The following is a 25,180-nucleotide window of genomic DNA, read 5'->3' on the forward strand; positions in this document are numbered from 1 at the left end:
CCGCCAATCAAGCCTTTTCACCCCTGCTCCATTACCAGCTCCCTTTGCTCCAACTCCGCAATAATCAAAGCTTTCATACTGGTATTAATATAATCTTCCGCTTCCGCGTAAGAAATATCGTAATGACGCGGAATATCCCGCAGGTGCGCAGGAAAGCGCTCCAGCTTCTTATCATAAAACGCGTCCAGCTCCGTGCTGCCCGGCAGCTCATATTTCAGTTTGAGCTGGAAACGGCGCAGCAGCGCAGGATCTATCAGGTCGTAAAAATTAGTAGCGCAAACGAGGATACAATCGTGCGGAAAATAGTCGATCAGCTGCAACAGCGTATTGACCAGGCGGCGCATTTCCCCGGAATCATGATCATCCGTAGCACGCATTTTCCCGATCTGGTCAAACTCGTCCAGGAACAATACGGCCTTGTCCCGTATAGCCTTGTCGAACACCATTTTCAGGTTATGCGATGTTTCCCCCAGCTTGGACGATACCAGGGTGCTGAGGTTGAGAATAACAAGGTTCTTCTGCAACGCGTTGGCAATCGCTTTGGCGGTGGTGGTTTTGCCGCAGCCCGATTGCCCGTGCAACAATATCTTGTTATCTACCGGCAGCCCGTATTGCTTCAACTCGCCGATGTAGCGGTGTTCTTTTACCACCTGTTCCAATGCCGCTTTATTAGCCTCGCTGAAGAAAACATCCTCCAGGACGATCCTGCTGGGATCAATAATGATCAGATCAAAAATACTCATCTTATAAAATTACCGCCAGTCTCCCTTTTGTATCTCATACACAAAATTATGGCGGGTTGGTTCTGCAAAATAAGCCACTTCCTTTTCCGCTACCTTCACGGCGCCGAGGCGTGTCATGGCCATTTGGGAACGGATGTTGTTCGCCCCCACGTGGAAGACCACCGTATCCACGAATTGAAAAATATAATCCAGCATCAGCTGCTTGACGGAAGGATTGATACCGGTCCCCCAAAACCTGGTGGCATAAAACGTATAGCCGATCAGGATGCTGTTGGCCGCCGCATCGTAATCATAAAAGCGCGTGCTGCCCGCCAGCTCGCCGCTGGCTTTATCTATGATCTTAAACGCTCCTCCGCTGGCAAGGGCGCCATCGAAGAAGGAACGGAATACCTCCCGTTTGTAACGGTCTTTATTCGGATGCTGCTCCCAGATGGCGGGATCGGAGGCAACGGCGTACAAGGCTTCGAAGTCCGCCTCTTCCAGGGGGATCAGCGTAGCCTTCTCATTTGACAAAGTGGGTTGTATGGAGAAATGCATATGCACGGCTGTTTAGCAATTGAATGAATGCGCGGCAAAGGTACGAAGGTTAGCCCAACACATGATGCGCCAGTACTTTCTGCACCTCATACACATCTACCGACTTGTTAAACTGCTTCACAATACTGGGATGCAGCTCGCTGGACACCCATATTTTCAGCTCCGCATCCAGGTCGAAGGTGCCCGCCGTCTCCACGCTGAAGCGGGAAATGCTCTTGTACGCAATACTGATATACTCCGTTTTACTGCCGGTAATCCCTTGTTTGTTCACCAGGATCAGGCGCTTGTTAGTAAAAAGAAATACATCCCGGATGAGTTTAAAGCCCATCTGTATCTGTTCTGTATCGGTCAGCAGCCTGGAATATTCTTTAACCAGTTGTTCCTGACTAACGGCGCCGGCATTGCCCAGCAGCCCGGAAAAAAGTCCCATGTGTAACGTTGATTTAAAGCAGAAAGATAGAGAATTTCGTACATTCGGTACGTACGTTTATGTTTCCAGTTTATGCCGACAACCAAAATCAAACCACAACAAGCCAGCCTGCTGGCCCTTTTGCTGCTTTCCCTTTTCGTTTTTCAAACCACCGCCACTGCCCAGCAGCTGCCGGCCTCCGTGCGCTATGCTTCCGGCAGGAAGGTGATGAAAGACCTTAGTGCCATCCTGAGCCCGGATGGCATCCAGGAATCCTTTGAAGCGCCCATCGGTGGCCTGAAACAGTGGGTGACCGTGCGCGGGCAGGACCGCCGCAATCCCATTATCCTCTTTATCCACGGAGGCCCGGCCTCTCCCCTGGCGCCTGTGAGCTGGATTTTTCAACGGCCCCTGGAAGAATATTTTACCGTCGTGCAGTACGACCAGCGCGCTTCCGGGAAAACCTACCGGCTCAATGATACCACCGGCCTGGGGCCTACGCTGACTATCCAAAATTACGTGAACGACGCCGTGGAGCTGGCACAGTATCTCTCCAAAAAATATAACCACAAAAAAGTGATACTGGCAGGCCACAGCTGGGGCACTATTATAGGCATGCGGGCAGCCCTGCAACGGCCGGACCTCTTCTACGCCTACGTAGGCATTGGCCAGGCCATTAACGTGATGGAAAATGAAAAGCTGAGTTTTGAATTTGGCATGAAAGAGGCCACCCGGCTGAAAAACGATACGGCCCTAAAAGAAATGGCGACCATCGCGCCCTATCCCGGCAATAAACCCGTAACGCGGGAGCGGATCATTATTGCCCGCAAATGGCCACAGTACTACGGCGGCCTCGCTGCCTACCGTGCGGAGCCCACCTACTTCTACAGCGCGCCATACCTCTCGCCGGAATACGCGCCGGAAGATGTGCCGGCAATCGACTCCGGCAGCCTTTTTACACTGGACCGGGTAATGTCCGAGTTCCTGGCTACTGATTTTAATCCAGTCAAGTCCTTCCCCATTCCTGTTTTTATGTTTATGGGAAGACATGATTACACGACGCCAGCCGAACCCGCCAACAGATGGATTCGCACGGTGAGCGCGCCAATGAAAAAAGGCATCTGGTTCGAACACTCCAGCCATTTAATTCCAATCGAAGAACCCGGGAAATTCCTCCTCTCCCTCGTGGAATATGTACGGCCGCTCGCCTTAAAATAATTGCGGATATATTTTGTTGTTACAAATAGTCTACTTATTTTGTAGACTATTTGTAACGCTTTATAAAAACCCGCGTATGTCCAAACACCAATTACATTTCGACACCCTGCAGGTGCATGCAGGCTACCAACCGGACCCCACCACCCATTCGGCCGCAGTGCCCATTTACCAAACTACTTCTTATACGTTCGACAGTGCGGAACATGCGGCAGACCTGTTTCAGCTGAAACAGTTTGGCAACATCTACACCCGCATCATGAACCCCACCACCGATGTATTTGAGAAACGCGTGGCGGCGCTGGAAGGCGGCGTAGGCGCGCTGGCAGTGGCCTCCGGTCAGGCGGCCCAGTTCATTGCCCTGCACAACATCCTCCTCCCTGGCGATAACTTCGTGACCTCTTCCTATTTATATGGCGGTACCTATAACCAGTTTAAAGTGAGCTTTAAGCGTATAGGCGTTGACGCGAGGTTTGCCGACCTGGATAAACCCGAGAGCTTTGAAGCGCTGATAGATGAAAATACAAAAGCCATTTATGTGGAAACCATCGGCAACCCGGGCTTTGCCATCCCCGACTTCGAAAAGATCAGCGCCATCGCGCGCAGGCATGATTTGCCGCTGATCGTGGACAATACCTTCGGGGCGGCCGGCTACCTGGCCCGCCCTATTGAATATGGCGCCAACGTTGTCGTGCAGGCAGCCACCAAATGGATCGGCGGCCATGGCACCAGCATCGGCGGCGTAATTGTAGACGGCGGTAATTACAACTGGGGCAACGGCAAATTCAAACAGTTCAGCGAACCGGATGATGCCTACCACGGTATGAAATTCTGGGAAGTTTTCGGCTCCCATAGCCCGTTTGGCAATATCGCCTATATCATCCGGGCAAGGGTGGCAGGCCTGCGCAGCTGGGGCCCGGCCCTGGCCCCGCAAAACGCCTTCCTCTTCATCCAGGGCCTTGAAACCTTGTCCCTCCGCGTACAGCGCACCGTGGATAACGCCCAGGCGCTGGCAGAATGGCTGGAAAAGCAACCGCTGGTTACCTCCGTGAACTACCCCGGCTTACCTGGCAATAAATATCACGAACTGGGTAAAAAATACCTCCGTAACGGCTTCGGCGGAGTGCTGAGCTTTAAAATAAAAGGCGGCCGCGAAGCGGCGGATAAATTCGTACAATCGTTACAGTTAATCTACCACCTCGCCAACGTGGGCGATGCAAAAACGCTCATCATCCACCCCGCCACTACCACGCACCAGCAGCTCAGCGAGGAAGAACAACGCAAAGCCGGCGTAGAACCAGGCCTGTTGCGCATTTCCCTGGGGATAGAACATATTGAAGATATCAAACAGGATATAGCGCAGGCCTTTGCCCAGGTGGGATAAATCCACTGCGCTTCTCCTTGCCCGGACAGGTTCATACGGTCTCCTGTCCGGGCATTTTATTTTACGCAAACAACACTGTGTCAACAACGGCATGCACTTTGGTTCTGCTTCTTTAGAATTAAAGTATATGGCAAATGTAAACGGACACATGGTTTTTGATGAGGCAGTACACCAGAGTCCTGCCCATAGCTTCTACAAGGAAGCCTTGACGCACCTGCAGGAAAGCGGCGCGTCGTTCATGCTGGGTGGCGCGTTTGCCATGTTTCATTATACCGGCATTTACCGCGACACCAAGGACCTCGACATCTTCTGCAAGTCCACCGAATACCCCAGGATACTGGAATACTTCTCCCGGCAGGAAGGCTATACCGTGGAGCTCACGGATGTGCGCTGGCTCGCGAAAGTCTTTAAGGGCGATCATTTCATCGACATCATTTTCGATACGGTCAACAACATCTGCCGGGTGGACGATACCTGGTACCAGCATGCCGTGCCGGCCGTCTTCGCCGATGTGCCCGTAAAACTCATTGCCCCGGAGGAACTGATCTGGTGCAAGCTGTACGTACAGAACCGGGAACGCTTCGACGGCGCGGACGTTAACCACGTCATGATGCGGTATGAGCCGCTGGACTGGAAACGCATCCTCTTCCGGATGGATCAGCACTGGCATTTACTGCTGGCGCAACTATTAACGTTTCAGTTTGTTTACCCTTCGGACTATCACCGGATTATTCCCCGTTGGCTGTTCGATGAACTGATGGAACGGGCCGCGATGCAATACCATCTCCCCCCGCCCACCGAAAAAGTATGCAGGGGACCCATTATTGACCAAACCCAATACGCAGTAGACATCCTGGAATGGCATTATAAGTGTACCACCATCAAAACCGTTTGAGTATGGCGCAGGAAAAGATAAGAATTGCCGCAGCAGGCGATTTACACGTTACTTCAGCAGATAAGGGAAAATGGACGGACTTTTTTAAACAGGTATCCGCCGGAGCAGATGTATTGCTGCTCGCGGGCGACCTTACCGATACCGGCGATGAATCCGAAGCGGAAATCCTCGCCGCAGAGCTGAAAGCCTGCACCATCCCCGTGGTAGCGGTGCTGGGCAACCACGACTACGAAAAAGGCCGGCAAAAACTCATCCGCCAGATCATTCAGGAACATAACGATATCCATATCCTGGACGGGGAATGCACTATCATCCGCAAAGTAGGATTTGCCGGCATCAAAGGCTTTGGAGGCGGCTTTAACGGCCATATGCTCTCCATGTTCGGGGAAGGGGAAATGAAAGCCTTTGTGCAAACAGGCGTAAACGAAGCCCTGTTGCTGGACCGGGCGCTGGCCCGGCTGGACCAGGAGCATCCGGACATCCCGAAGATCGCCCTGATGCATTACTCCCCCTCTATTGACACCGTAAAGGGCGAACCGGAGCAAATCTATCCCTTCCTGGGCTGCTCCCGGCTGGCGGAGCCGATCATGCGCCGCAAAGTGGCCGCAGTCATCCACGGGCATGCGCATATGGGAGCGTTCGAAGGCAACCTCGGCAAAGTGAAAGTATATAATGTGGCGCGGCATGTATTGAAAACCACGGGCAATATCTCCGGTTACCACCTGCTCAATATCTGAAACTGTAGATAATAATGCAGTGATTGGGCAATTAATTCTATACTTAATGATCTCTTATGGATACAAACCAGGCCACCGCTTACGGTACCCTTATTTACAACAAACTACACAACTGGCTGGTAGCGTTTATCAAAATGCTGCCGAATATGGCAGTAGCCATTATCGTTTTCATCATTTTCTACTTCCTCGCGAAGTTCGTCCGGAAGCTTACCTTCCGCTTCTCCACCCGCTTGTCCGAAGCGCCGGCTATCTCCAACCTGGTAGCCAGCATCATGTACCTGATCTTCCTGTTGATGGGATTGTTTATTGCGCTGAACGTGCTGCAGCTGGACAAAGCGGTTACCTCCCTGCTGGCGGGCGCCGGTATCATCGGCCTGGCCCTTGGCTTCGCCTTCCAGGACCTGACCGCCAATTTCATCAGCGGCATTTTCATCACCTTTAAAAAACCATTCGAAGTGGGCCACGTGATAGAAACTAATGGCTTTACAGGTACGGTGGAGGAAATTGAATTGCGCTCTACCACTATGGTAACCGATGACGGGCTGCGGGTCATCATCCCCAACAAGGACATTTTTCAAAAACCTATCATCAATCATTCCCTGACCCCGTTACGCCGCATCGTCCTCAATTTCATGATACCGCTTAGTGCGGGCCTCGCCGGGGCGGAAAAGCTCATGACGGATATCGTGCTTAAAATGAAAGACGTCCAGCCGGACCGTCCTAAAACCGTCTGGTTTACCGGCATCGATGGGGTGAACAATAAAGCGCAGGTGCGCTTATCCTGCTGGGTAGACAGTGCCAAACCGGAAGTCTATGAACGGGTCACGCACGACCTGATCGTGCAGGTTACAGGGGCGCTAAAGGGCGCGAGCCTCATGTAAGGCGGCCTTCCCGATCTTTCCCAGATGCGTATGCTGAAAATCGTCGTTGTACTTAAGGCCATACCCCAGCATGCGGTCAAAAGAGCTGTGCGCCAGCAGCAGTAACCCTGCCGTTAACAATACGGGAACACCTGCCAGGTATCCCGCGCCAGCAACGGCCACGGCTACCCCGCGATGATGGAATATATTATAACACCAGGCTCCCACCCGGGTATTAACCAGGTAACCCAGCATACTTAAATCAGGCGCAAGGAATAAAGGAATCCATACCCAAACGGACAAGCCCAGGTTGAATTTAGACAGTAAATAAATGGATACTGCGGTGAGTGCGATTTCTTCTGCCTGTAATAACTTTTTCATATCGTTTTGTTTGATGATGTAAAAGTAGGCAGCAGGGCCACGCCCTTTCTTGATATAAATCAAGAACTCCTATAGTTGTTTCTTCCGGATGCGGCTCAGGGTTTCAGGGGTCATGCCCATCATGGAAGCGAGGTATTGCAGGGGCACCTGGTTGAAAATGGCCGGATGCTGGTCAAACAGCCATTTGTAGCGCTGCTCCGCCGTCATAGACAACAGGCCGAACACACGGTCTTCCATATACGTAAAGCAACGGGCAATAAATCTCCTTTCCAGCTGCGGCCAGCGGGGCAGCAGCTCCCCCAGCCGGTCATAAGCCTTTTTATCAATGGAAAACAGCTCGCAGTCTTCCAGCGCCTGTACGTGGTAACGGGCGGGCTTGTCGAACACGAGGCCGCCCAGGTCCGTAATGAAATACCCCGGCGTAGAGATCCATTGCGTCACCTCCTTTTCCGGCGTATCTATGTAAAACCTCACCAGCCCTGAGCGCTGGAAACTCATGGTATGGCATACCTGCCCCGCTTTCAGGAAATATTCATTTTTCCGTAAGGTCTGCGGCAGGAAGCTTTCACGGATGATCTCAATCTCGCTATCCTCCATGCTGAAATAAGATTTTAAATAATCGGCCAGGTCCGTCATTGTTCCATGAGTGGTAAGTGTCAAAAATAGAAAAAGCTTATTTTAGGATCAAAAAATGAAGCGCCCCTTATTACTCCTTTGCCTTGCCCTTAGTTATTCATTTGCGATGGCCCAATCCCCGGAGGATGCCGTGAAAGCCGGGGTAAACAAGCTCTTTGTAGCCATGCGTACCGGCGATAGCGCCCTGCTGCTCTCCTGCTTTACTCCCACTGCCGTACTCCAGACCATCACAAAGCAAAACAGCGTACGTACGGAATCCGTCAGCGCCTTTGCCGGTAGTATTTCCAAAATCCCGGCAGGTGCGGCAGACGAGCGCATTACCTTCTCCCATATACATATAGATGGCCCGCTGGCCAGCGTTTGGACCCCTTATCGTTTTTATTTCAAAGGGCAGTTCAGCCATTGTGGCGTCAACTCATTTCAATTGGTGCGGGATGGCGACACGTGGAAAATACAATTTCTCATTGATACCCGTCGCAAGGACGATTGTGTGCCCGAAGAAAGTGTAACATCTCCCCAATAACTAAAAAAGCGACAGCTGTACATCTCCTTTGGCGGCGCCAAATACATGCTGCACCTCGCGGTAGAAGGCTGCCTCATGCTCGCCTTCGTGTACGTGGAGGAAGAAATAGATTTCTTCCAGTCCCTGCGCCGTCCACTCGTCCAGCTTATCCTTCCAGTTGAGGAGCCGCTGCATATCCAGCGGATGCCCCCCTTTGGTCACAAAGCGAAGGAAGAGTTTGGGAACCGTCAGCGCCATATGCAGGCAGTCCCGCCGGCCCGGCGTATCCGTTATCACCGCGCCCATACTCAGCTCCCGCAGGGTGTTCAGCAACTCGTTGAGTTCATACTGCTGCCGGAACCAATCCGGGTGCCGTACCTCCACGAAGAAGTCGATATCCTCCGGCAGGGATTCCAGGTATTTATAGAGATTCAGTTTGCGGGCAGGAGAAAAAGATTCGCTTAACTGCAGGAAGGCTGGCCCCAGCTGGTTGCCGAAAGCGCGGATCCCATCCAGGAAAGCCCTGGTTTCATCAGCCGCATTGAGCAGGGAGCTGTGGTGGCTGATCGCCTGGGGAAATTTTGGACAGAACATGAATTCCTTGTTCTTCACCTTTTCCATCCACCGGCCAATCTCTTCCGCGCTGTAGATCTTGTAGTGCGTAGCATTCAGCTCCACGCAGTCGAAGAGCCGGCTATACTCTGTCAGCAGGTTGTTCGCCCCGGTGCCTTTCGGGTAAAGGGTGCCGTTATATTCCTTGCGCGTCCACCCGGAAGAGCCGAAGCGCAGTTTGCCTTCGCCGGAACCGGTTTTCAACACTTTCCCCGTAATGGGATGGTCCGCAGGTATCTCCAGGTTTAGTTGTTCATATTTCGCCCAGTTAGCGCCAAAGTCCATATTACAATTTTGCGAAAGACCGGATGAACTCCTCCGCCACTCCCGGAGGATTAGCCCTGGTAGTCCATTCCAGCGGTTTATCATAATATTCCAGTTCGTGGATCAGCACCGGAATATGCTTTCCGAATTTCTCTGAGATCACGCCATCACTAAACAACCGGCTTACGCATTCGATGATAATCTCAATGAAGGCATCGTTGAAGGCGTTGGCTTTTTCCAGCAGCTGTTCAAACAATGCATCATCCTCTTCCGCATCGAGGTTCTGCTCCTCCGAATAGTAATACGGAGAGGCGGCAAACCAGGCGGCGAGGTGGTCGTCATCTTCCCCGCCTACGGCTACAATATCGTTCTGCAGCCAGAAGGCATAGTTCCATTTCGCTTCCGCTTCGCTGGATGCGGCCGGGATCTGGGACTGATAATGACTGTTGGTGTTGTAACTTAAGATCACCATCGGATAACGTGCTTCATCATCCTGGGCAAGATACCAGCACGACAGTGCGTAAATATCTGGTACTTCATTGTCCGGGATGCTGCGAATGCCCGCCTCCAGCATCTTGTAAGTTGCTTCCTTGAATCGCGTAATCTCGTTCATATGCATGCGTAAGCTGCAATAATAAGTTTTTATCGTAAAAAATCAACGGCTGACTTCTCCACAATAATACAATGCCGTCAGTTCGCTTTCACCACCCTAAACCCCAGGTTACTGAAAGATGCATGCCGGTGAATATTCCCGATATCCACCGAGTTAAAAAAACTGCAGGAGTTTTTACTGCACCACCAGGAACCGCCACGGGCGTGCGCCTGCGTGCTGTTCGGTTTGTCCAGCGCGGTGCGGCCTTCGCAAAATTCAAACACATTACCGTACACGTCGTATAGCCCCCATGGGTTAGGTTTGAAATGGGCCACAGGAGCAGTGTACATATATCCGTCGGCAGTATCTGCGCTGAGGTGATCATGCCCCAGCCATACGTTCGCATAGGCAGTAATCGCATCCCTGTCCCCGCCCCAGAAATAACGTGTATCAGAACCCGCTCTGGCAGCCACTTCCCACTCATCGAGCGTGGGCAGCCGGCAGCCGCTCCAATTGCAATATGCCTGCGCATCCGCAAAGCTGATGCAGGTTACCGGGTGATCCATTTTGGCGCTGATATCACCGCGACTAACACCATTGGGATATTCCCAGTACGCCGTGCTGTCTTCCAGCCAGCGGAACTCTTTCAGCCCGGGCTCAAACACCATGGCGTTGTGCCGGCGCTGCGCATCGGTAACATACCCCGTCGCCTGTACGAAGGCGGCAAATTGCGCGTTCGTCACCTCGGTGACGGCTATACGAAATGCTGCCAGCGGCACGGTACGTTTCGGATTCAGCGGAAAGTTTTTCGCGCCCACCACGTAGCTGCCGGCAGGAACGGCAATGAAGCGCAAGCTATCCTGCGCGGCCACCGTAGCCACTATCAGGAGCATTGCCATTCCCAGCAGGTACTTCATTATCGCTTATAGTTTTTGTAGAAATCAGTAACGCGTTGCAGTATCAGCGCTTCATTGGCGCTGTTATAATCCAGGTAAGCCTCATAGCTGGCGTTTTCGCTGTAAAGCTTTTTCCAGGAGGCAGATTTCATAAAAGGCTCGTACTTGTTCTGTTCCATCAGCTGCAGGAACACGGTAAGGAGGTCCAGGTCCTTTTTGTCCCTGTTGTAAAAGTCGACGAGGAAAGGGATCATTTCCACAGCGTTCATCTCCAGGATGGCCTCTTTGTAATTGCACCCTATCCGCTTGCTGCGCAGCGCAGACTCTTTGATCAGCGCGCAAACACTGTCCTTGTTTTCCACGAGGAAGTCCGCCTGGCGCTTGCTCCAGATGAAATCCCCGAAGGAGCTGGGAATACGGGAGAATATCTTTTTATTTTCATCCATCACCGGCGGTACCGCATCGCAGTTCTGCGCATAAGTTTCCGGATGGATCATATGATAGGTGAATTTTTCCCGGAGGGAAAGCGAGAGGTAATCCCGGGAGCTGAGCGCCTCCGCCTCATCAGCGTCCGGTTGGATCTTTGCGATCATTTCCTTCACTTTGGCAAGGCCGTAAGGCGGTATGGATTTCCGGAACCGGGCTTCATGATACGCCATGCTTTCTTTGCTCGGCATAGGGTATTCCTGGGCTAACAGCGTACGAAAGGGCAACAGCGACAATAATCCTAAAAATAAAAATTTCATGTAGAAATGGTATGGTGAACCGTAAAAATAAGGATTTAGGGGAAGACGCGGATGTTTTCCCCTAACCTGCCTACACTTCTTCCGAGAGCGACTTAATAACGCCAAGTGCCTGGGGCCATACTTTTTCAAAGAAGTCCTTGTATTCGGCAGCAATGTCCATGCTGACATTCAGCCGGGTGCCGCCATCTTCTTCCTTCAGCTCATAGTTCTCCATCGCCCCGATCCATTCTTTGGACTTATCATCCGGCAGCTCTTCCTTGCCGTTGAATATCATCCCCAGGTGGCGGATCGACATGAATTTTTCCGGTACGTTGTCTACGATTTCCGCTACCATGCCTTCATTGTTCTTGTTGAGGAACAGCACCCTGCTACCTTTTTTCCAGTCCGTTTCCGCGCGGGAACCTTCGCTGAAAGGGGCCGTCCACAAAGGGTAGGAATCTTCGTCCCAGAGTACGTCCCAAACAATATGCGGCGTGGCATTGATGTGTACGGTGTAGTGCATTCTTTCCATAAGCGGCTGTTTAAGTTTATACTTAGATAACAACCGGGATGGCAGGGAGTTCATTAAACGCAAACATCCGGAAGCGCGCAGCCCCCGGATGTTGTGCAAAGTCGCTTTACCAATGACTTATTTGGTCAGCATCAGCTGATACTTATGTCTGTTCTCGATGATCACCCAGATGTTGATCAGCATCATCACGCCGGCAATAGGCAGGCCGGATGGCGCGTTGAAAATATTGGTGAGCAATACGCCTACCATAACCGGCAGGATGACAATAGCGCCCAGGGCCCTTGTTCTGGCGGGGATAAAGAGTATTCCACCGATGATCTCAATAGCGCCCACGAGCGGCATCAGCCATTCCACCTGCATGAAGGCAGTCATCAGTTTCATGAGTTCCGGCGGCATATCCTTTGGCGCCGGCATGTAGTTGAAGAATTTGTTCAGACCCGCGTTGATGTACATCAGTCCGAAAAGAAGGCTGACAACGAACAGGATTTTGTTTTTCATAGACGTTAATTGTAGGTTGAAGACATTTATGCAGTCGACGATCGACTGCATAAATGTAAACATCTTATTTTTTTCCTGCGGCAAATTTTTCGTCCAGCTGTTCCATGGCCATAGACAATCCTTCTTTGAAGCCCATCTGGATGGTAGCTTCCAGGTCTTCCAGCTTTTCGTAGGTGATCACAAATTCCACGATCGTCCTTTCCCCCTGGGGCTGAAACGTTACTTTCCAGTTAGCCTGTGGCATGTTGGTGTTGATGGTACCTTCCGCGTCAGTAAAGGCGTCCTGCACGTCAAAGCCCTGTTGCGGCGTTACCGACCTGTACCGGGCAATAGCCCAGTGTTCTTCCCCTTCAGGGCCTACCATGGCGTAGCGCCACTCGCCGCCCGGGCGGAAGTCCATATGCTTGGTGCGGGCCTTCCAGGGGCGCGGCGCCCACCACTGGTCCAGGTATTCGCTTTTCGTATAGGCGTCCCATACCATGGATACCGGCGCATCGAATTCCCGCTTGATGAGGATCGATTTGTTTGCTTTATCGACGGTGAAGTCGAATGTGAGGTTACTTCTCATTTCTTTGCTTTTTTATAGTTAACAGAACTTTGTCCAATTCGGTAAAACGGTCTTCCCAGATCTTGCGGAACTGTTCCAGCCATTTGTCCACCTCTCCCATTTTCGCGCCATTAAGTTCATAAATGACCTCCCTGCCTGATTGGGCCTGCGTTACCAGCTCGCATTCCGCCAGGATCTGCAGGTGCTTGGATACCGCCTGCCGGGTGATGTCGAAATGCGCTGCAATGGCATTTGGCGTCATGGCCTGGGCCGCTATCAGCAGGATGATGGCGCGGCGGGTAGGGTCAGCTATTGCCTGAAAAACATCTCTTCTCATGTGGTGAAAAATTAAGCGAACGATGGCTTGTAAATGAAATCACTCCTTAAACCATTTAAGCAACCGTTCAGTTGCAAATATAAGCAACCGATCGGTTGCGCCAAATATTTTTTTTGGGGGGAAAAGAAAACCGAATCCGTTTATATCTTTGCACAATCGATTTAGCAAACTCACATTCTCAATCAGCCTTATGAAAAAATCGCTTTTGTTACTCATCCTGGCAGCGATAAACGTAGCCGGAACAGCCCAGCAGAAACAAGGGCCCGGAAAGTCCGCCGTACAGCCAGCCTACTCCGGCAACCCGCTCTTCCCCGGCTGGTATGCCGACCCGGAAGCCGTCATCTTCGGTAAATCCTACTGCATCTACCCTACCTACTCCGCCGCCTACGCAAAGCAGGTATTCTTTGACGCCTTCTCCTCTCCCAACCTCACCCGCTGGACCAAACACGAACGCATCCTCGACACCAGCGCCGTCAAATGGGCCAAATACGCCCTCTGGGCGCCGGCCATCGTGGAAAAGGACAAACGGTATTTCCTCTTCTTCGGCGCAAACGATATTCAAAGCGATTCCGCCAAAGGCGGTATAGGCGTAGCCGTAGCCAACAACCCCGCCGGCCCGTTTAAAGATTACCTCGGCCACCCGCTGGTAGACAAGTTCCACAACGGCGCGCAACCGATCGATCAATACGTATTCAAAGACAAGGACGGCCAGTACTACCTCATTTACGGCGGCTGGAAACACTGCAACATCGCCAAACTGAAAAATGATTTCACCGGCTTTATCCCTTTTGAAGATGGCAATACCTTCAGGGAAATTACACCGGATAAATACGTGGAAGGCCCCTGCATGTTCCTGAATAACGGCAAGTATTATTTCATGTGGTCCGAAGGCGGCTGGACCGGCCCCGACTACAGCGTGGCCTATGCCATTGCCGACAGTCCGACCGGCCCGTTCAAACGCATCGGCAAAATCCTGCAGCAGGATCCCGCCATCGCCAACGGCGCCGGCCATCATTCCATCATCCACAACACGAAAGCGAACAAATGGTACATCGTGTACCATCGCCGCCCGCTGACGGAGAAGGCCGCCAATTCAAGGGAAACCTGTATAGAAGAATTATTTTTTGATAAAGAGGGGTTGATCAAACCGGTAACAATCACTACAAAAGGCGTGCAGGCGCAAACGTTATAACTCAGTGACTATTCCAATTTAACAGAAGCTATATGCCCCTGCATTTGCGGGGCATTTTATTTATGCGGAATGCCGGGCCCGTATCACTTTCTTGATGATCACGATCTGCCCCAGATGATAATGCGTATGTTCCGACAGGCCTACCAAATTCCTGAAATAATTACCATACTTCTCCTCGCCAAAGTGCGCTTCCAGCACGCCCGCTTCCAACCGGCCAATAGCGGCATGTAATTGCTCCGCCTCATGTAACACCTTTTCCAGCAAAGCTTTCCACTCCGCCTCAGATTGTATGGCCGGCGTTTCCCAGCTTGCTTTATCACTTGCCACCAATGGCCCGCCCTGCAATACCTTGCGGATAGGCTCCATGTAATAGGTCATGTGATATACCAGTGCAGCAATCGTGTTGAGGTCGTACACTTTAGTCGTAGCCTCCTGCCAGGTGACATCCGCCAGGGTGTCCCGGAAGTTTACCGTCGTCCAGTTACCCCCGAAATATACGTCCCGGTTGTGTTTGGCGATTTGATGGATGATGGACATATGATTAAGGTTTGCCTGTATAAATTTAAGGAGAATTCAATGCCCGCTGGCATTAAATTCTCCCCTAAAAAATAATATTACAACCTGGGGTCCACAGGCTCCGACTCCAACGCCAGCAGGCCAAACACCTGCCGGTGTACCTGTTGTAACGGCGCCCCCTCTACGAAAAGATGCAGCGCTTCCAGGCCCAAAGAAAACTCTCTTAGCGCCAGCGCACGCTTGTGCCCAAGTCCACGCTTACGCAGCCGGGCAAGGTTATCCGGGCTGTCGTATTCCGGACCATAAATAATGCGGAGGTATTCACTGCCCCTGATCTTTATCGCCGGTTGAATAATCCCATTATTGCCGACCTCCAAAAACTGGTAAGGCTTAATGACCATGCCTTCTCCTCCGCCGGCAGTAAGCGTTTCCCACCATTGAATGGCGGCCGCTTCCTGGGCCGGGTCCGCCAGGTCGACCACCCGGTAAGGCGTTGGCAGCAGCAGCTGCGTATCCCCCGTACAGATATCGCGGATGGCCTGCATATGCCATTCGTGCGACTGATCGAACCAGGTTTTCCCTTCCGTAGCCAGTATATGAAATGGCGCCAGCTTATAATCATTCACATCCTTTACCGGCCAGCAGTATTCCCGGTAAGCCTGTACAAACTTTTCAGCCTGCACCTGCCTGGTGGCGTAGTCCTTAAGCAGCTCCGCTGCAGGAGCCCCATTGCCTGCCGCCTGTTGCAACGCCTCCACCACAGCGGATAATGCGGTCGTGGCGGCCGCTCCCGTGGAAGCATACTGGTTGCTCAGCAATGCCTGCGCTTTAGCGCTCCATGGCATTAACTCCGCATCCAGGCATACCCAGTCCGTCTCAAATTTATCATAGAAGCCCGTTTGGATCAGCGCAGCATTTATCCTGCCGATAAATTCCTGCTCCAGCTTTTTATCGTTAAAGAAGGGCCGTCCTGTTCGCGTATATACGATACCGTTACCCTCTCCGCTGATGCCGAATCTCCGCTGTACAACCTCCTCATCCCTGCATATGATCACTACCGCACGGGAACCCATATGCTTCTCTTCGCATACTACCTGCCTGATCCCCGCATTACGGTACCAGGCAAAGCCTTCCGCTGGATGCTCCAGGTAATCGCCCAACGTACTGGTTTCAGCCGGCGACATGGTAGGCGGTAAATAGATCATCCATTTCGGATTCACGCCGAAGCGACTCATCGCCTCCAATGCCACTACGGCATTTTCCTCCCGGATGGTTACGCTGTGTCCATAACGGGGCTGAAGGATTTGTTTGCCCAGCAGGTCCTTGATGTCCAGCATGTCGTCAAACTGCTGTTGCAGCGACAAAGGACTGCCGGCATTGTATCCTACAGGCCTGGCCGGCAAAGCATATTGCTCCAGCGCAGGCACCTCCACCAGCTCCCGCTCCGGATAGCGCAGTGCGGTAAGCGCTCCGCCAAATACACACCCGGTATCTATGTCGATCGTGTTATTCAACCATTGTGCGGCAGGCACAGGAGTATGGCCATATACAACCATCGCCCTGCCACTATATTCCAACGCCCAGTTATAACGTACCGGCAGCCCGAACTCGTCGATTTCCCCGGTGGTTTCCCCAAACAGGCAGAATTCTCTCACCTGGCCGGAGCCGCGGCCATGCATCTCTTCACGCAGCCCGGCATGAGCCACCACCAGCTTTCCGTCGTCCAACACATAATGGCTTACCAACCCATCAATAAACAGGCTGACATCTGTGAGGAATGCCGGATCAGCATCCTTTAATTGTTCCACCGTTTTTTCGAGCCCGTGGCGCAATTTCACATCCTTACCTTCCAGGTAACGCTTCAACTTCACATCATGGTTCCCCGGCACACAATAGCCATGGCCGTTTTTTACGATATCCATCGCCAGGCGCAGCACCTGCGGCGAGTCAGGGCCGCGGTCTACCAGGTCGCCCAGGAACACCGGCTTACGTTTTACCGTATAGCCGTCACCGTTGGTTACCAGCGGTGCATCCAACAGGCGGGCCTGCTCCCTGTCCACCCTGTAACCCAGCTTTTCCAGCAGCAGGCAAAGCTCCGTATAACAGCCGTGTACGTCCCCTATAATATCAAACGGACCATGGTCATGTTTGAAATCGGAATAGAGTTTTTCCCGATGGATAAAGCTGATGCGATCCATCTCTTCAACAGAAGATAGCTCCACCACCTGTCGAAATCCCTCTTTTCGCAGGTGGCGCAAACTGCGCCTGAGCAGCCCAATCTGCTGCGGGATCACATGCTGTCCCAACGCACGGTCAGTTCTTGTTTTATTCCTTGCCTGGCAAATACTTTCTGGGGTATTCAGCACAATAGCAACCGGCAATACATGGTATTCCCGGGCCAGGGCAATCCAGTCCTTACGCGCATCCGGTTGTACGTTGGTCGCGTCTATCACCGTGAGCATGCCACGTTTCAGGCGTTTGGCGGCAATAAACCTCGCCAGCTCAAACGCTTCTTTCGTAACGGACTGGTTATTTTCATCATCTGCAATCAATCCCCTGCACACGTCAGAGGAAATTATTTCAGTAGGTTTGAATATTCTTCGGGCAAAGGTTGATTTACCGGAACCGGATGCGCCGATTAGCAATACGAGCGATAGCTCCGGTATATGAAGGGTATCTTTTTCTTTGGGTATTCGTGTCATAATCCACTGCTTCATCAATTCGTCAATAAGTTGAAAAGCGCCAGCTGGCTGGGCCCTCCGTAAGTTTCATGCAGCTCGCCAAGGTCCCGGAAGGATACGGCATAACCGCACCTTTCCGCCACCGCCTCCGCCCATTCCCGGAACTGCGCACGGGTCCATTCAAAGCGGTGATCCGCATGGCGGAAACTGCCAGGCTGCATTTTTTCAAACAGCACGTTATAGGCTGCGTTCACCGTAGTAATGATCAAATGCTTCGGGCGCGCAGTGCCAAACACTGCTTTTTCAAGGGCCGGCAGCCGCTGCTCATCCAGGTGTTCTATTACCTCCACTAGCACTGCCGCGTCAAACCCGGCAATGCGATGATCCCTGTAGGTCAGCGCTCCCTGTATCAGTTGTATCCGGTCCTTTTGCGACGCTGGCAGCTTGTCCAGTTTCAGCTTCGACTGCGCAATCTCAAGGGAACGCAGGCTCACGTCCATCCCCAGTATCCGTGTGAAAGAAGGCTGGTCCTTCAACAACCGTAACAACTTTCCTTCGCCACAGCCTAAGTCCGCCACCGTTTTTACAGATAGCTCCAACAGCATATCCACCACCGTTTGTAAACGGACGTCATGCAGGCGCAGCTTATCTTTCAGCGGCTTTTCCGCTGGCGTTTCCGCTATCTCCTCTTTTAATACCACCTCCAGCGCCTGGCGCGTAAGTGGCCCAAGATGACGGAGATAACGGCGTGTAATCAATTCCGAAGCAGGATGCGTGTCAAGCCATCCTTTCCCCTTCTCTGCCAGTTTCTCAATTTCATGATCGCCTATGTAATAATGTTTATCATTATCACAAACGGGCAGCAGGATATAGAGGTGCGTAAGCGCCTGCTGTAATCGCAGCGTATGCCGTAACGTCACTGTAAAATAACGGCTGTTACCCCATTCCGGGAATTGGGGATCCAATGGTACCGCAGTAGCCAGCACTTCGTAACCAAGCGGCTCAAACAATTCCCGCAGCAGCGCTTCCCCTCCTCTTACAGGCAGTACGCTGATATTGATTTCCAGGGGCAGCGCTTCTTCAGCCAGCAAAGGCTTATCCCGGCATCTGCCATTCATGGCGGAGGAATATGCCTGCGCAATAGCGGCACTCATAAACGACGAAGCCACATACGGCCGGTCATTTACATACTGATCCAATGCAAATTCATTGCTGTCTGCTCCTTTCCTGACAAGTGCCACCGGGTCAATGTCCAGTAACAACGCTGCGGTGCAGGAGTGATCGGTAGCTTCAGGATAAAAAATGTGGACTTTGCCGGCTGAAAGTGGAAACTGTTGCACCTTTGCAGGGTGTTTGTGCAACAGGTAGCCAAGGTCGGTCGCGGGGTAACGGGTTGTTTTAATTGTCAATAACATCTGTCATCACGTGTTTCCTTTGAAACACCTAACTTTAAAAATTTGGCGCAAAATAACATTAAATATTTTTCAAATCAGGATTTTTTTGTAACTGAATAATTTTAGCCTGCCGCCGCCTGCAAGTCAAGCCCGCAAGCGGCGTGCATTTACACTTGATATTTAACAACTCCCCGGCACCGGTATATCATTCACCGCAATCAACCTATCCAGCCTGATCACATTCCCCGTACTCATCCGCATATACTCCACTTTTTCATACACATACAAATCTTCAATAACAGCCGTCAGCTCCTGCGGCTGCCCGTTGTCATCATAATAATCAATCTTGCAGTCAATATGCAAGGTGGCCCAGGCTTCCAGGCGGTCATAGTAATTGCAGTCAATAGGCCGGTACGGTTGAGGGGAAGCGCTCATAAGTATAATTTTTACGTGATTACAGGTTTCGTATAAGCTTCGGCGTTAGTCAGTCGCCACCTGCGAACTGTTCTTCGCATCCAGCAGCTTCGCCCCGGGAGCCGCAGTAAAACTGATCTTCCCGGCATGCAACCCTTTCACATCCTCCGCAGTAATCACCGCTTTTTCATTCGCCAGGTTAAATTGCAGTCCTTCCAGCCGGATGGCGGCAGCGTCTTTCAGCACTACGCCTTTTTTCGCCGTAAAGGTACTATTTTCTATGGCGATATTGGTGACCGCCATCTCCGGTAAACCCCTTACAAATATCGCGGTGTTGGCCCCTTCGCAGGTCAGGTTGCTGAAACGCATATTCCGGAACACCGGCGTGCCTTCATTGAATCCCGGCGCTACCTCGCGCTTGCCGTCCGTGGCAAACTTCACGAAATAGTACATATCAAAAAACACCGCCTCCTGGCGAATGTCCTTCATGCTTACATTCCGCACGAAAATATTTTCCACCACGCCGCCGCGGCCACGGGTGGATTTAAAACGCAATCCCTTGTCCGTGCCATTGAAAATGCAGTTCTCCACGAAAATATTCCTCGCGCCGCCGCTCATTTCACTACCGATCACAAAACCGCCATGCCCCTTGTAAATGATGTTATTGCGAATGATGCCGTTTTCCGTAGGCTTGCCCCGCCGGCGGCCCTCCTCGTCCTTGCCTGACTTGATGCAGATAGCGTCATCGCCCACATCCAGCGTACAGTCCTCCACGATGAAGTTGCGGCACGACTCAATGTCCATCCCGTCGCCATTCTGCGCGTATTCCGGGTTCTTCGTCTTCACTCCCCTCAGGATCAAATCCTCGCTCAGCAACAGATGTAAACACCAGGCGGGCGAGTTTTGAAACACCACTCCCTCCAGCAGTACCCGCTTGCAATTATTCAGTACCACCAGGTTAGGGCGGAGGAAGTCTTTCATCTCCCCAAAAGCCTCCAAAGGCTTACCAGGGGTAAGCAACATACTTTTATTTTGCGCTTTCGCCTCGCGGAATTGCACGCTGGGATACCATTCCGAGCTGTCCTGGTTATACACGCCCGGCACTTCCAGCTTGGCCTTCCATTCCGCCGGCGTCATCTGCCATTTGGCGACAGCCCGCCAGGCATCGCCGTTGCCGTCAATGATGCCCGCGCCGGTGATGGCAATGTTCTCCTGGCCGGTAGCCCATATGGGCGACTGATTCCTGGCCGCGGCACGGCCTTCATAAAACCCTTCCACAATCGGGTACTGGGATTTATCCGTCGTAAACACCAACATGGCCGCCTTCGCCAAATGCAGGTTCACATTGCTTTTCAGCTCCACCGGACCGGTCAGCCACAGGCCTGCCGGCACCAGCACTACGCCGCCTCCTTTGGCATGGCAGTCGCTGATGGCCTTGTTAATAGCCTGCGTATTCAAAAATACGCCGTCCGCCTTAGCGCCGTAGCGAAGGATGTTGATGGTATCGGCCTTAAATGAAGTGGTTTTTACTTTGGGCAGGTTGTCCCACGAATACTGTGCGGTCGCCGCCTGCGCCAGCTGAAGGGCGCAGGCCATCGTCAGAAGAGTTTGTTTGATCATTTCTGGAATTAGGTCTGTTCTTAATAACGTGTTATCTAAACTGCCTAAGATATTGCATACATTCCAGAAACTCAAACTTATTGGATATCAGGTATTGATCACTTCCCCGCCATTGGGGTGCAGCACCTGGCCGGTCATATAACTGGCATCGTCCGATGCCAGGAAAACGAAGCTGGGCGCAACTTCCGCCGGTTGCCCCGGCCGCTTGAAGGGCGTCTGCTTCCCAAATTCCTTAATTTCCTTATCGTCGAAAGTTGCGGTGATAAGCGGCGTCCAGATGGGGCCAGGCGCTACTGCATTCACCCGGATGCCTTTCTCCGCAAGGGATAGCGCCAGCGAGCGGGTAAAGGCCACAATCGCGCCTTTGGTGCTGGAATAGTCCAGCAGGTGATCGCTGCCGCGGTAAGCCGTTACTGACGCGGTGTTTACTATAGCCGCCCCGGGTTTGAAATGCGGCAAGCAGGCCTTCACCATGTAAAACATGGAGTAGATGTTGGTCCGGAAAGTCTTGTCCAGCTGGTCCTGCGAGATGTCTTCAATCGCGTCCTTCGGAAACTGAATACCGGCGTTATTCACCAATATATCAAGCTGCCCGAACTGCTTCAGGACCTTCGCGACCGACTGCACGCAGGATTTTTCACTGCTCACATCCATTTTCACCAGCATGGCCGCTTTGCCTTTTGCCGCCACCAGTTCCGCTGTTTTTTGCGCGTCTTCCTCTTCCTTGTGATAAAAGATGGCTACTTCCGCGCCTTCCCGCGCAAAATGCACGGCCACAGCGCGACCTATACCGCTGTCCCCACCCGTGATGATGGCCACTTTCCCCGTCAGCTTCTTCACCTGCGAGTCATAAGGCCGCTCGTACACCGGCTGCGGATTCATTTCTTCTTCCGTATTGGTATGCTTCACCGCTTTTTTCTTAGCCATGGTCAAAGGTTTTAAAGAAATGCTGTATCAAAAGAAATCAGCTTCCTTTTGATACAGCTTTCTGTTACTACAATTTATCAATCCAGGATTTCAGGGCTTCTTTCGTCTGCCCGGTTTTCTGCTGAATGCGTCCCAGCAATTCATCTTCCTTGCCTTCTTCATAAAGCAGATCATCGTCTGTCAGGTCCGCATACTGCTGCTTGATCTTACCTTTCAGCTCGTTCCAGTTACCCTTTAATTTCAGGTTAAAACTGCTTGTTTGATTTTCCATAGCTTTTGTTTTTTTTGGGTGAGAGATATAAGTACGCAAACAAAATCCGGTCCAGGCCGTACTACGCCGGTTCGGGGCGAAAATCGGGGAACAGCCTGGACACCTGAGGGAAAAAGGCCGCATAAAACCCGTGGGAATAATGCCGCAGATGGGGAAGATTTATCCGGCGCAATGGCCGGCAGCCGACTAAAAAGTAGCAGCCGCCGGTTGTTTGGCCTTAACGTTAATGATCGTACGATTTATAAACGGCGCCATAATAATCACCAGCATAATCACCAGTATCAGTATAGCTACCAGCGCATAATAATCCATCGCATATTTCAGGAACGCCTGTTTTTGCACGGCCCTGCTCAGCAATCCCGTGGCCGCTTTGGCCGCCTGATCCGCCGGAATGCCGCGGGATTGCAAGGCTGCCTGGTAGGTGTGTAAGCGCGACTGCAACCCCGGTTCTACCGAAGTAATGGTATCGCTCATACGCGTGCCATGTATCTTCGCATAATACAAACTAAAGAAGTTAATCAACGCCGTACTGGCGCTAAAAAAGGTAAAGCGTACAAACACGCCTATCGCCGCGGCGGACTGGCTCAGCTCAAACGGTACGGAGGATATGGTAAACAGCACGATCGGCGCCATCAGCAGCCCCGCTCCCGCTCCCTGCACGATCAGCGGAATGATGAACGTCACGGCATCCGCTTCCGTCGCAAAATGAAAATACATCCAGGTATGAAAGCCGAACATCAGCGAAAAGCCCGCCAGCCATATCAGCTGCGTTGGCCGCTTTTTCACTATCCACCGCGCAGCCATCAGGCTGCCGATGATCACGCCCACGATGTTATAAATAAACAGCTCATAAATATGAATAGGGTCCATGCCCAGCACGACGGAGAAATAACTGGTCGTAACGGAAAACGCGCCCCTTACCAGGTACAGCAAACCCACCAGCACAGCGCCGAAAATAAAATTCCGGTACCGGAACACCTGCATATTGATCAGTGGCCTTTTGCGGAATATTTGCCGCAGCACAAACACGATGCCCAAACCCAGCACGGCCAGCAGGCTCCGGAAAATCGCCGGATCGCTCATCCAATAATACTGCTGCCCGTAAATCAGCACATACGCCAAACAGATCAGCAACGGCGCATACAGCACAAAGCTGCCCCAGTCCAGCTGGTACAGCGGCATCCTCCTCACCAGGTGAATACGGTTCATCAGGAGCAGTAATAATACCGCTCCCGGAATGAACGTATAGATCATCACTTTATAAAGTACATTGTACTCATAATTGTCAATGATGGGGGCGGTTACTAGTGAGGTAAAAGAAGAAGCACATAAGATAAGGCCATAGAAAAACGTATAGCCTATCTCCCGGGAATGTTCGCTCTTCAGCTGAGCAAACAATAAAGTCAAACAAATACTGGTAACGCCGCAGTTAACGGTCCCCTGTAAAAATCGGCAGATGTATAGTATAGGCAGCTCCCGCGTATTGTACACGAAGTAGGTGATGATCACCTGCAAAACAATACAGAGCAGAAAATATTCCTTGGTGGAAATGCGGCTGAAGAAACGCCGTTCCAGCGGCGTAAACGCAGCGATCGCCGCATAATATACCAGCATGGAAAACTGGATATCCGCCGGCTCTACGCCGTAGAAACCCGTGGCAGCGCTAACGTTGGCAGTAGACAAGGCAAACAGCATCACTGTCGGCAACATCACCAGCACAATCGTCAACCGGCTTAACCATTGCGGCACCCAGCTTCTGAATATCGGTAATTTGGCCATAAATTAATTCCTCTCTTTTTTGACGGCAACGATGGCGCTCATGCCGGCAGACAAGTCTTTCAATTCTTCCGGTTTGCCTTCCAACCGGATGCGCACCGGTATGCGCTGGGCAATTTTCACGAAGTTGCCGGTAGCGTTGTCCGGCGGCAGGATGGAGAATTTGCTGCCCGTAGCGCCGGATAAGGACTCAATAATTCCTGTATAGGTCTTTCCCGGGAACGCATCTATAGTGATATGGGCGCGCTCCCCCACTTTCATATGGCGTATCTGCGTTTCTTTATAGTTAGCCACTACCCACTTGCCAGCCTCACGGTCTACAATAAACGCCAGCGTCTGGCCCGCCTGCACCAGCTGTTTTGGCTGTATGGTCCTGCGTCCCATCTTGCCGTCGTACGGCGCGAGGATAACCGTGTAGGACACGGTAAGGTCGTTGCGGGTCACCACTGCCTCTCTCCGCTTAATCTCCGCTTCCAGCGCCTGTAACTGCACTTTCGCATCGTCTATTCGGCCGAGGGAAGCCTGGTAAGCGTTTTGCGCCGCTTTATAGTCGGACCGGGCCACTTCCAGCGCGGCCTGCACCCTGTCCAGCTGCTGTTTCGTGGCGGATTCCACATCATACAGCTTTTTATACCGGTCGTATTCCTGCTCCTGGTTCACCAGTTTGGCTTTTGCAGCGGCAATCTGGGATTCGTACACTTTCGAACTCTGCGCCGTAGTACGCACATTGCTTTGTATCACGGCAATCTGTGCGCGGGCGTTCAGCAGCGCCGCTTCCGCTTCCTGTTGCGCCGCGGCATATTCGCTGTTATCGATGATGACCAGCGTATCCCCCTTCTTCACGTCCTGGTTTTCTTCGTAGCGTATCTCCTCCACATAACCGGTCACTTTCGCTACCACGGGGTTGATGTATTCATCTACCTGCGCATCGTTGGTTTCTTCAAACCTAGCCTGATGGATGAGGGTACGTATGCCCCAGATGGCCAGGCAAACCACTACAATTAACGCCACCACGGTGGTGACGCGGGAAATAATTTTGTCCGTTCTGTTAGTACCGGCGTTCGTGTTAGATGTCTTGTTCATATAA

The 25,180-nt window shown here is 52.0% G+C and carries 29 protein-coding genes; 7 read left to right on the forward strand and 22 right to left on the reverse strand.

Features of this window, described 5'->3' with window-relative positions; genetic code table 11:
* Nucleotides 1–17: 17 nt before the first annotated feature.
* From BOC67_RS11970 to BOC67_RS11980, 3 genes are read right to left on the reverse strand one after another with little or no spacing between them, the layout of a single operon-like run.
* The gene (locus BOC67_RS11970; RefSeq protein WP_291910559.1) at nt 18–743 is read right to left on the reverse strand and encodes an ATP-binding protein; all 726 of its coding nucleotides are present in this window, start codon (nt 741–743) and stop codon (nt 18–20) included.
* 9 nt (nt 744–752) lie between these two features.
* The gene (locus tag BOC67_RS11975; protein ID WP_291910561.1) at nt 753–1,280 is read right to left on the reverse strand and encodes a GNAT family N-acetyltransferase; all 528 of its coding nucleotides are present in this window, start codon (nt 1,278–1,280) and stop codon (nt 753–755) included.
* A gap of 49 nt (nt 1,281–1,329) precedes the next feature.
* On the reverse strand, nt 1,330–1,710 hold the full coding sequence (locus BOC67_RS11980; protein ID WP_291910562.1) for a PH domain-containing protein: 381 nt from the start codon (nt 1,708–1,710) through the stop codon (nt 1,330–1,332).
* Between the two features lie 72 nt (nt 1,711–1,782).
* Between BOC67_RS11980 and BOC67_RS11985 the strand changes: the two genes are divergently transcribed.
* The 5 genes from BOC67_RS11985 (at nt 1,783) to BOC67_RS12005 (ending at nt 6,801) form a co-directional block, all read left to right on the forward strand.
* Complete coding sequence (locus BOC67_RS11985; protein ID WP_291910563.1) at nt 1,783–2,907, forward strand: alpha/beta hydrolase; 1,125 nt, start codon at nt 1,783–1,785, stop codon at nt 2,905–2,907.
* Nucleotides 2,908–2,983: 76 nt separating this feature from the next.
* Nucleotides 2,984–4,288 carry an O-acetylhomoserine aminocarboxypropyltransferase/cysteine synthase family protein gene (locus tag BOC67_RS11990; RefSeq protein ID WP_291910564.1) on the forward strand — a complete coding sequence of 435 codons (1,305 nt, stop codon included), beginning with the start codon at nt 2,984–2,986 and terminating at the stop codon, nt 4,286–4,288.
* A gap of 127 nt (nt 4,289–4,415) precedes the next feature.
* Nucleotides 4,416–5,183 (forward strand): nucleotidyltransferase, encoded by a 768-nt coding sequence (locus BOC67_RS11995; RefSeq protein WP_291910565.1) that lies wholly within the window; start codon nt 4,416–4,418, stop codon nt 5,181–5,183.
* A gap of 2 nt (nt 5,184–5,185) precedes the next feature.
* A complete protein-coding gene (locus BOC67_RS12000; RefSeq protein WP_291910566.1) occupies nt 5,186–5,920 on the forward strand; it encodes a metallophosphoesterase in 735 nt (244 codons plus the stop codon).
* A 56-nt stretch (nt 5,921–5,976) separates the two neighbouring features.
* Nucleotides 5,977–6,801 carry a mechanosensitive ion channel family protein gene (locus BOC67_RS12005; RefSeq protein WP_291910567.1) on the forward strand — a complete coding sequence of 275 codons (825 nt, stop codon included), beginning with the start codon at nt 5,977–5,979 and terminating at the stop codon, nt 6,799–6,801.
* Here the strand turns inward: BOC67_RS12005 and BOC67_RS12010 are convergent.
* Entirely contained in the window at nt 6,778–7,161 is a 384-nt protein-coding gene (locus BOC67_RS12010) for a DUF4260 domain-containing protein (protein ID WP_291910568.1), read from the reverse strand. The two genes, BOC67_RS12005 and BOC67_RS12010, sit on opposite strands and share 24 nt — an antisense overlap.
* 69 nt (nt 7,162–7,230) lie before the next feature.
* Nucleotides 7,231–7,821 (reverse strand): Crp/Fnr family transcriptional regulator, encoded by a 591-nt coding sequence (locus tag BOC67_RS12015; protein ID WP_291910569.1) that lies wholly within the window; start codon nt 7,819–7,821, stop codon nt 7,231–7,233.
* An 82-nt stretch (nt 7,822–7,903) separates the two neighbouring features.
* Between BOC67_RS12015 and BOC67_RS12020 the strand changes: the two genes are divergently transcribed.
* Nucleotides 7,904–8,320: a nuclear transport factor 2 family protein gene (locus tag BOC67_RS12020; RefSeq protein ID WP_291910570.1), complete on the forward strand. Its 417-nt coding sequence runs from the start codon at nt 7,904–7,906 to the stop codon at nt 8,318–8,320.
* On the opposite strand, the gene BOC67_RS12025 is transcribed toward BOC67_RS12020, so the two are convergent.
* The 8 genes from BOC67_RS12025 to BOC67_RS12060 all read right to left on the reverse strand — a co-directional run bounded on the left by BOC67_RS12025 (nt 8,321) and on the right by BOC67_RS12060 (nt 13,302).
* Nucleotides 8,321–9,196 (reverse strand): DUF72 domain-containing protein, encoded by an 876-nt coding sequence (locus tag BOC67_RS12025; RefSeq protein WP_291910571.1) that lies wholly within the window; start codon nt 9,194–9,196, stop codon nt 8,321–8,323.
* Nucleotide 9,197: 1 nt separating this feature from the next.
* Nucleotides 9,198–9,788, reverse strand: coding sequence for a hypothetical protein (locus BOC67_RS12030; RefSeq protein WP_291910572.1), 591 nt, complete (start codon nt 9,786–9,788; stop codon nt 9,198–9,200).
* 77 nt (nt 9,789–9,865) lie between these two features.
* Entirely contained in the window at nt 9,866–10,684 is an 819-nt protein-coding gene (locus tag BOC67_RS12035; protein ID WP_291910573.1) for an SUMF1/EgtB/PvdO family nonheme iron enzyme, read from the reverse strand.
* Nucleotides 10,684–11,409 carry a hypothetical protein gene (locus BOC67_RS12040; protein WP_291910574.1) on the reverse strand — a complete coding sequence of 242 codons (726 nt, stop codon included), beginning with the start codon at nt 11,407–11,409 and terminating at the stop codon, nt 10,684–10,686. The genes BOC67_RS12035 and BOC67_RS12040 overlap by 1 nt, the downstream gene beginning before the upstream one ends.
* A 70-nt stretch (nt 11,410–11,479) precedes the next feature.
* The gene (locus BOC67_RS12045; protein ID WP_291910575.1) at nt 11,480–11,920 is read right to left on the reverse strand and encodes an SRPBCC family protein; all 441 of its coding nucleotides are present in this window, start codon (nt 11,918–11,920) and stop codon (nt 11,480–11,482) included.
* A 117-nt stretch (nt 11,921–12,037) separates the two neighbouring features.
* A complete protein-coding gene (locus BOC67_RS12050) occupies nt 12,038–12,418 on the reverse strand; it encodes a DoxX family membrane protein (protein WP_291910576.1) in 381 nt (126 codons plus the stop codon).
* A 64-nt stretch (nt 12,419–12,482) separates the two neighbouring features.
* Nucleotides 12,483–12,986: an SRPBCC domain-containing protein gene (locus tag BOC67_RS12055; RefSeq protein ID WP_291910577.1), complete on the reverse strand. Its 504-nt coding sequence runs from the start codon at nt 12,984–12,986 to the stop codon at nt 12,483–12,485.
* Nucleotides 12,976–13,302 carry a helix-turn-helix transcriptional regulator gene (locus tag BOC67_RS12060; protein ID WP_291910578.1) on the reverse strand — a complete coding sequence of 109 codons (327 nt, stop codon included), beginning with the start codon at nt 13,300–13,302 and terminating at the stop codon, nt 12,976–12,978. Before BOC67_RS12060 ends, BOC67_RS12055 begins: the two co-directional genes overlap by 11 nt.
* A 190-nt stretch (nt 13,303–13,492) precedes the next feature.
* Here BOC67_RS12060 and BOC67_RS12065 point away from each other — a divergent pair, with 190 nt between their 5' ends.
* Nucleotides 13,493–14,494, forward strand: a complete 1,002-nt coding sequence (locus BOC67_RS12065) for a glycoside hydrolase family 43 protein (RefSeq protein ID WP_291910579.1) — start codon at nt 13,493–13,495, stop codon at nt 14,492–14,494.
* Nucleotides 14,495–14,554: 60 nt separating this feature from the next.
* Here BOC67_RS12065 and BOC67_RS12070 read toward each other — a convergent pair whose 3' ends face one another.
* The 9 genes from BOC67_RS12070 to BOC67_RS12110 form a co-directional block, all read right to left on the reverse strand.
* Entirely contained in the window at nt 14,555–15,031 is a 477-nt protein-coding gene (locus tag BOC67_RS12070; protein ID WP_291910580.1) for a DUF1572 domain-containing protein, read from the reverse strand.
* Nucleotides 15,032–15,108: 77 nt separating this feature from the next.
* Nucleotides 15,109–17,712 carry a polynucleotide kinase-phosphatase gene (locus BOC67_RS12075; protein WP_291910581.1) on the reverse strand — a complete coding sequence of 868 codons (2,604 nt, stop codon included), beginning with the start codon at nt 17,710–17,712 and terminating at the stop codon, nt 15,109–15,111.
* Nucleotides 17,713–17,726: 14 nt separating this feature from the next.
* A complete protein-coding gene (locus tag BOC67_RS12080) occupies nt 17,727–19,106 on the reverse strand; it encodes a 3' terminal RNA ribose 2'-O-methyltransferase Hen1 (protein ID WP_291910582.1) in 1,380 nt (459 codons plus the stop codon).
* Nucleotides 19,107–19,265: 159 nt separating this feature from the next.
* Nucleotides 19,266–19,520: a hypothetical protein gene (locus BOC67_RS12085; protein ID WP_291910583.1), complete on the reverse strand. Its 255-nt coding sequence runs from the start codon at nt 19,518–19,520 to the stop codon at nt 19,266–19,268.
* 45 nt (nt 19,521–19,565) lie between these two features.
* Nucleotides 19,566–21,119 (reverse strand): glycoside hydrolase family 28 protein, encoded by a 1,554-nt coding sequence (locus BOC67_RS12090; protein ID WP_291910584.1) that lies wholly within the window; start codon nt 21,117–21,119, stop codon nt 19,566–19,568.
* A gap of 87 nt (nt 21,120–21,206) precedes the next feature.
* A complete protein-coding gene (locus tag BOC67_RS12095; RefSeq protein WP_291910585.1) occupies nt 21,207–22,046 on the reverse strand; it encodes an SDR family oxidoreductase in 840 nt (279 codons plus the stop codon).
* 67 nt (nt 22,047–22,113) lie between these two features.
* On the reverse strand, nt 22,114–22,317 hold the full coding sequence (locus tag BOC67_RS12100; protein WP_291910586.1) for a CsbD family protein: 204 nt from the start codon (nt 22,315–22,317) through the stop codon (nt 22,114–22,116).
* A gap of 186 nt (nt 22,318–22,503) precedes the next feature.
* Nucleotides 22,504–24,096: an MFS transporter gene (locus BOC67_RS12105; protein ID WP_291910587.1), complete on the reverse strand. Its 1,593-nt coding sequence runs from the start codon at nt 24,094–24,096 to the stop codon at nt 22,504–22,506.
* 3 nt (nt 24,097–24,099) lie between these two features.
* Nucleotides 24,100–25,176 carry an HlyD family secretion protein gene (locus BOC67_RS12110; RefSeq protein WP_291910588.1) on the reverse strand — a complete coding sequence of 359 codons (1,077 nt, stop codon included), beginning with the start codon at nt 25,174–25,176 and terminating at the stop codon, nt 24,100–24,102.
* Nucleotides 25,177–25,180 lie beyond the last annotated feature (4 nt).

The sequence above is a fragment of the Chitinophaga sp. CB10 genome (genome assembly GCA_001870995.2).
In the GTDB taxonomy this organism is placed as follows: Bacteria; Bacteroidota; Bacteroidia; order Chitinophagales; family Chitinophagaceae; genus Chitinophaga.

Bases quoted from the DNA above. Each gene is read 5' to 3' on its own strand.
- BOC67_RS11970 (WP_291910559.1), bottom strand. From the start codon at position 743: ATGAGTATTTTTGATCTGATCATTATTGATCCCAGCAGGATCGTCCTG.
- BOC67_RS11975 (WP_291910561.1), bottom strand. From the start codon at position 1,280: ATGCATTTCTCCATACAACCCACTTTGTCAAATGAGAAGGCTACGCTG.
- BOC67_RS11980 (WP_291910562.1), bottom strand. From the start codon at position 1,710: ATGGGACTTTTTTCCGGGCTGCTGGGCAATGCCGGCGCCGTTAGTCAG.
- BOC67_RS11985 (WP_291910563.1), top strand. From the start codon at position 1,783: ATGCCGACAACCAAAATCAAACCACAACAAGCCAGCCTGCTGGCCCTT.
- BOC67_RS11990 (WP_291910564.1), top strand. From the start codon at position 2,984: ATGTCCAAACACCAATTACATTTCGACACCCTGCAGGTGCATGCAGGC.
- BOC67_RS11995 (WP_291910565.1), top strand. From the start codon at position 4,416: ATGGCAAATGTAAACGGACACATGGTTTTTGATGAGGCAGTACACCAG.
- BOC67_RS12000 (WP_291910566.1), top strand. From the start codon at position 5,186: ATGGCGCAGGAAAAGATAAGAATTGCCGCAGCAGGCGATTTACACGTT.
- BOC67_RS12005 (WP_291910567.1), top strand. From the start codon at position 5,977: ATGGATACAAACCAGGCCACCGCTTACGGTACCCTTATTTACAACAAA.
- BOC67_RS12010 (WP_291910568.1), bottom strand. From the start codon at position 7,161: ATGAAAAAGTTATTACAGGCAGAAGAAATCGCACTCACCGCAGTATCC.
- BOC67_RS12020 (WP_291910570.1), top strand. From the start codon at position 7,904: ATGGCCCAATCCCCGGAGGATGCCGTGAAAGCCGGGGTAAACAAGCTC.
- BOC67_RS12025 (WP_291910571.1), bottom strand. From the start codon at position 9,196: ATGGACTTTGGCGCTAACTGGGCGAAATATGAACAACTAAACCTGGAG.
- BOC67_RS12030 (WP_291910572.1), bottom strand. From the start codon at position 9,788: ATGAACGAGATTACGCGATTCAAGGAAGCAACTTACAAGATGCTGGAG.
- BOC67_RS12035 (WP_291910573.1), bottom strand. From the start codon at position 10,684: ATGAAGTACCTGCTGGGAATGGCAATGCTCCTGATAGTGGCTACGGTG.
- BOC67_RS12040 (WP_291910574.1), bottom strand. From the start codon at position 11,409: ATGAAATTTTTATTTTTAGGATTATTGTCGCTGTTGCCCTTTCGTACG.
- BOC67_RS12045 (WP_291910575.1), bottom strand. From the start codon at position 11,920: ATGGAAAGAATGCACTACACCGTACACATCAATGCCACGCCGCATATT.
- BOC67_RS12050 (WP_291910576.1), bottom strand. From the start codon at position 12,418: ATGAAAAACAAAATCCTGTTCGTTGTCAGCCTTCTTTTCGGACTGATG.
- BOC67_RS12055 (WP_291910577.1), bottom strand. From the start codon at position 12,986: ATGAGAAGTAACCTCACATTCGACTTCACCGTCGATAAAGCAAACAAA.
- BOC67_RS12060 (WP_291910578.1), bottom strand. From the start codon at position 13,302: ATGAGAAGAGATGTTTTTCAGGCAATAGCTGACCCTACCCGCCGCGCC.
- BOC67_RS12065 (WP_291910579.1), top strand. From the start codon at position 13,493: ATGAAAAAATCGCTTTTGTTACTCATCCTGGCAGCGATAAACGTAGCC.
- BOC67_RS12070 (WP_291910580.1), bottom strand. From the start codon at position 15,031: ATGTCCATCATCCATCAAATCGCCAAACACAACCGGGACGTATATTTC.
- BOC67_RS12075 (WP_291910581.1), bottom strand. From the start codon at position 17,712: ATGACACGAATACCCAAAGAAAAAGATACCCTTCATATACCGGAGCTA.
- BOC67_RS12080 (WP_291910582.1), bottom strand. From the start codon at position 19,106: ATGTTATTGACAATTAAAACAACCCGTTACCCCGCGACCGACCTTGGC.
- BOC67_RS12085 (WP_291910583.1), bottom strand. From the start codon at position 19,520: ATGAGCGCTTCCCCTCAACCGTACCGGCCTATTGACTGCAATTACTAT.
- BOC67_RS12090 (WP_291910584.1), bottom strand. From the start codon at position 21,119: ATGATCAAACAAACTCTTCTGACGATGGCCTGCGCCCTTCAGCTGGCG.
- BOC67_RS12095 (WP_291910585.1), bottom strand. From the start codon at position 22,046: ATGGCTAAGAAAAAAGCGGTGAAGCATACCAATACGGAAGAAGAAATG.
- BOC67_RS12100 (WP_291910586.1), bottom strand. From the start codon at position 22,317: ATGGAAAATCAAACAAGCAGTTTTAACCTGAAATTAAAGGGTAACTGG.
- BOC67_RS12105 (WP_291910587.1), bottom strand. From the start codon at position 24,096: ATGGCCAAATTACCGATATTCAGAAGCTGGGTGCCGCAATGGTTAAGC.
- BOC67_RS12110 (WP_291910588.1), bottom strand. From the start codon at position 25,176: ATGAACAAGACATCTAACACGAACGCCGGTACTAACAGAACGGACAAA.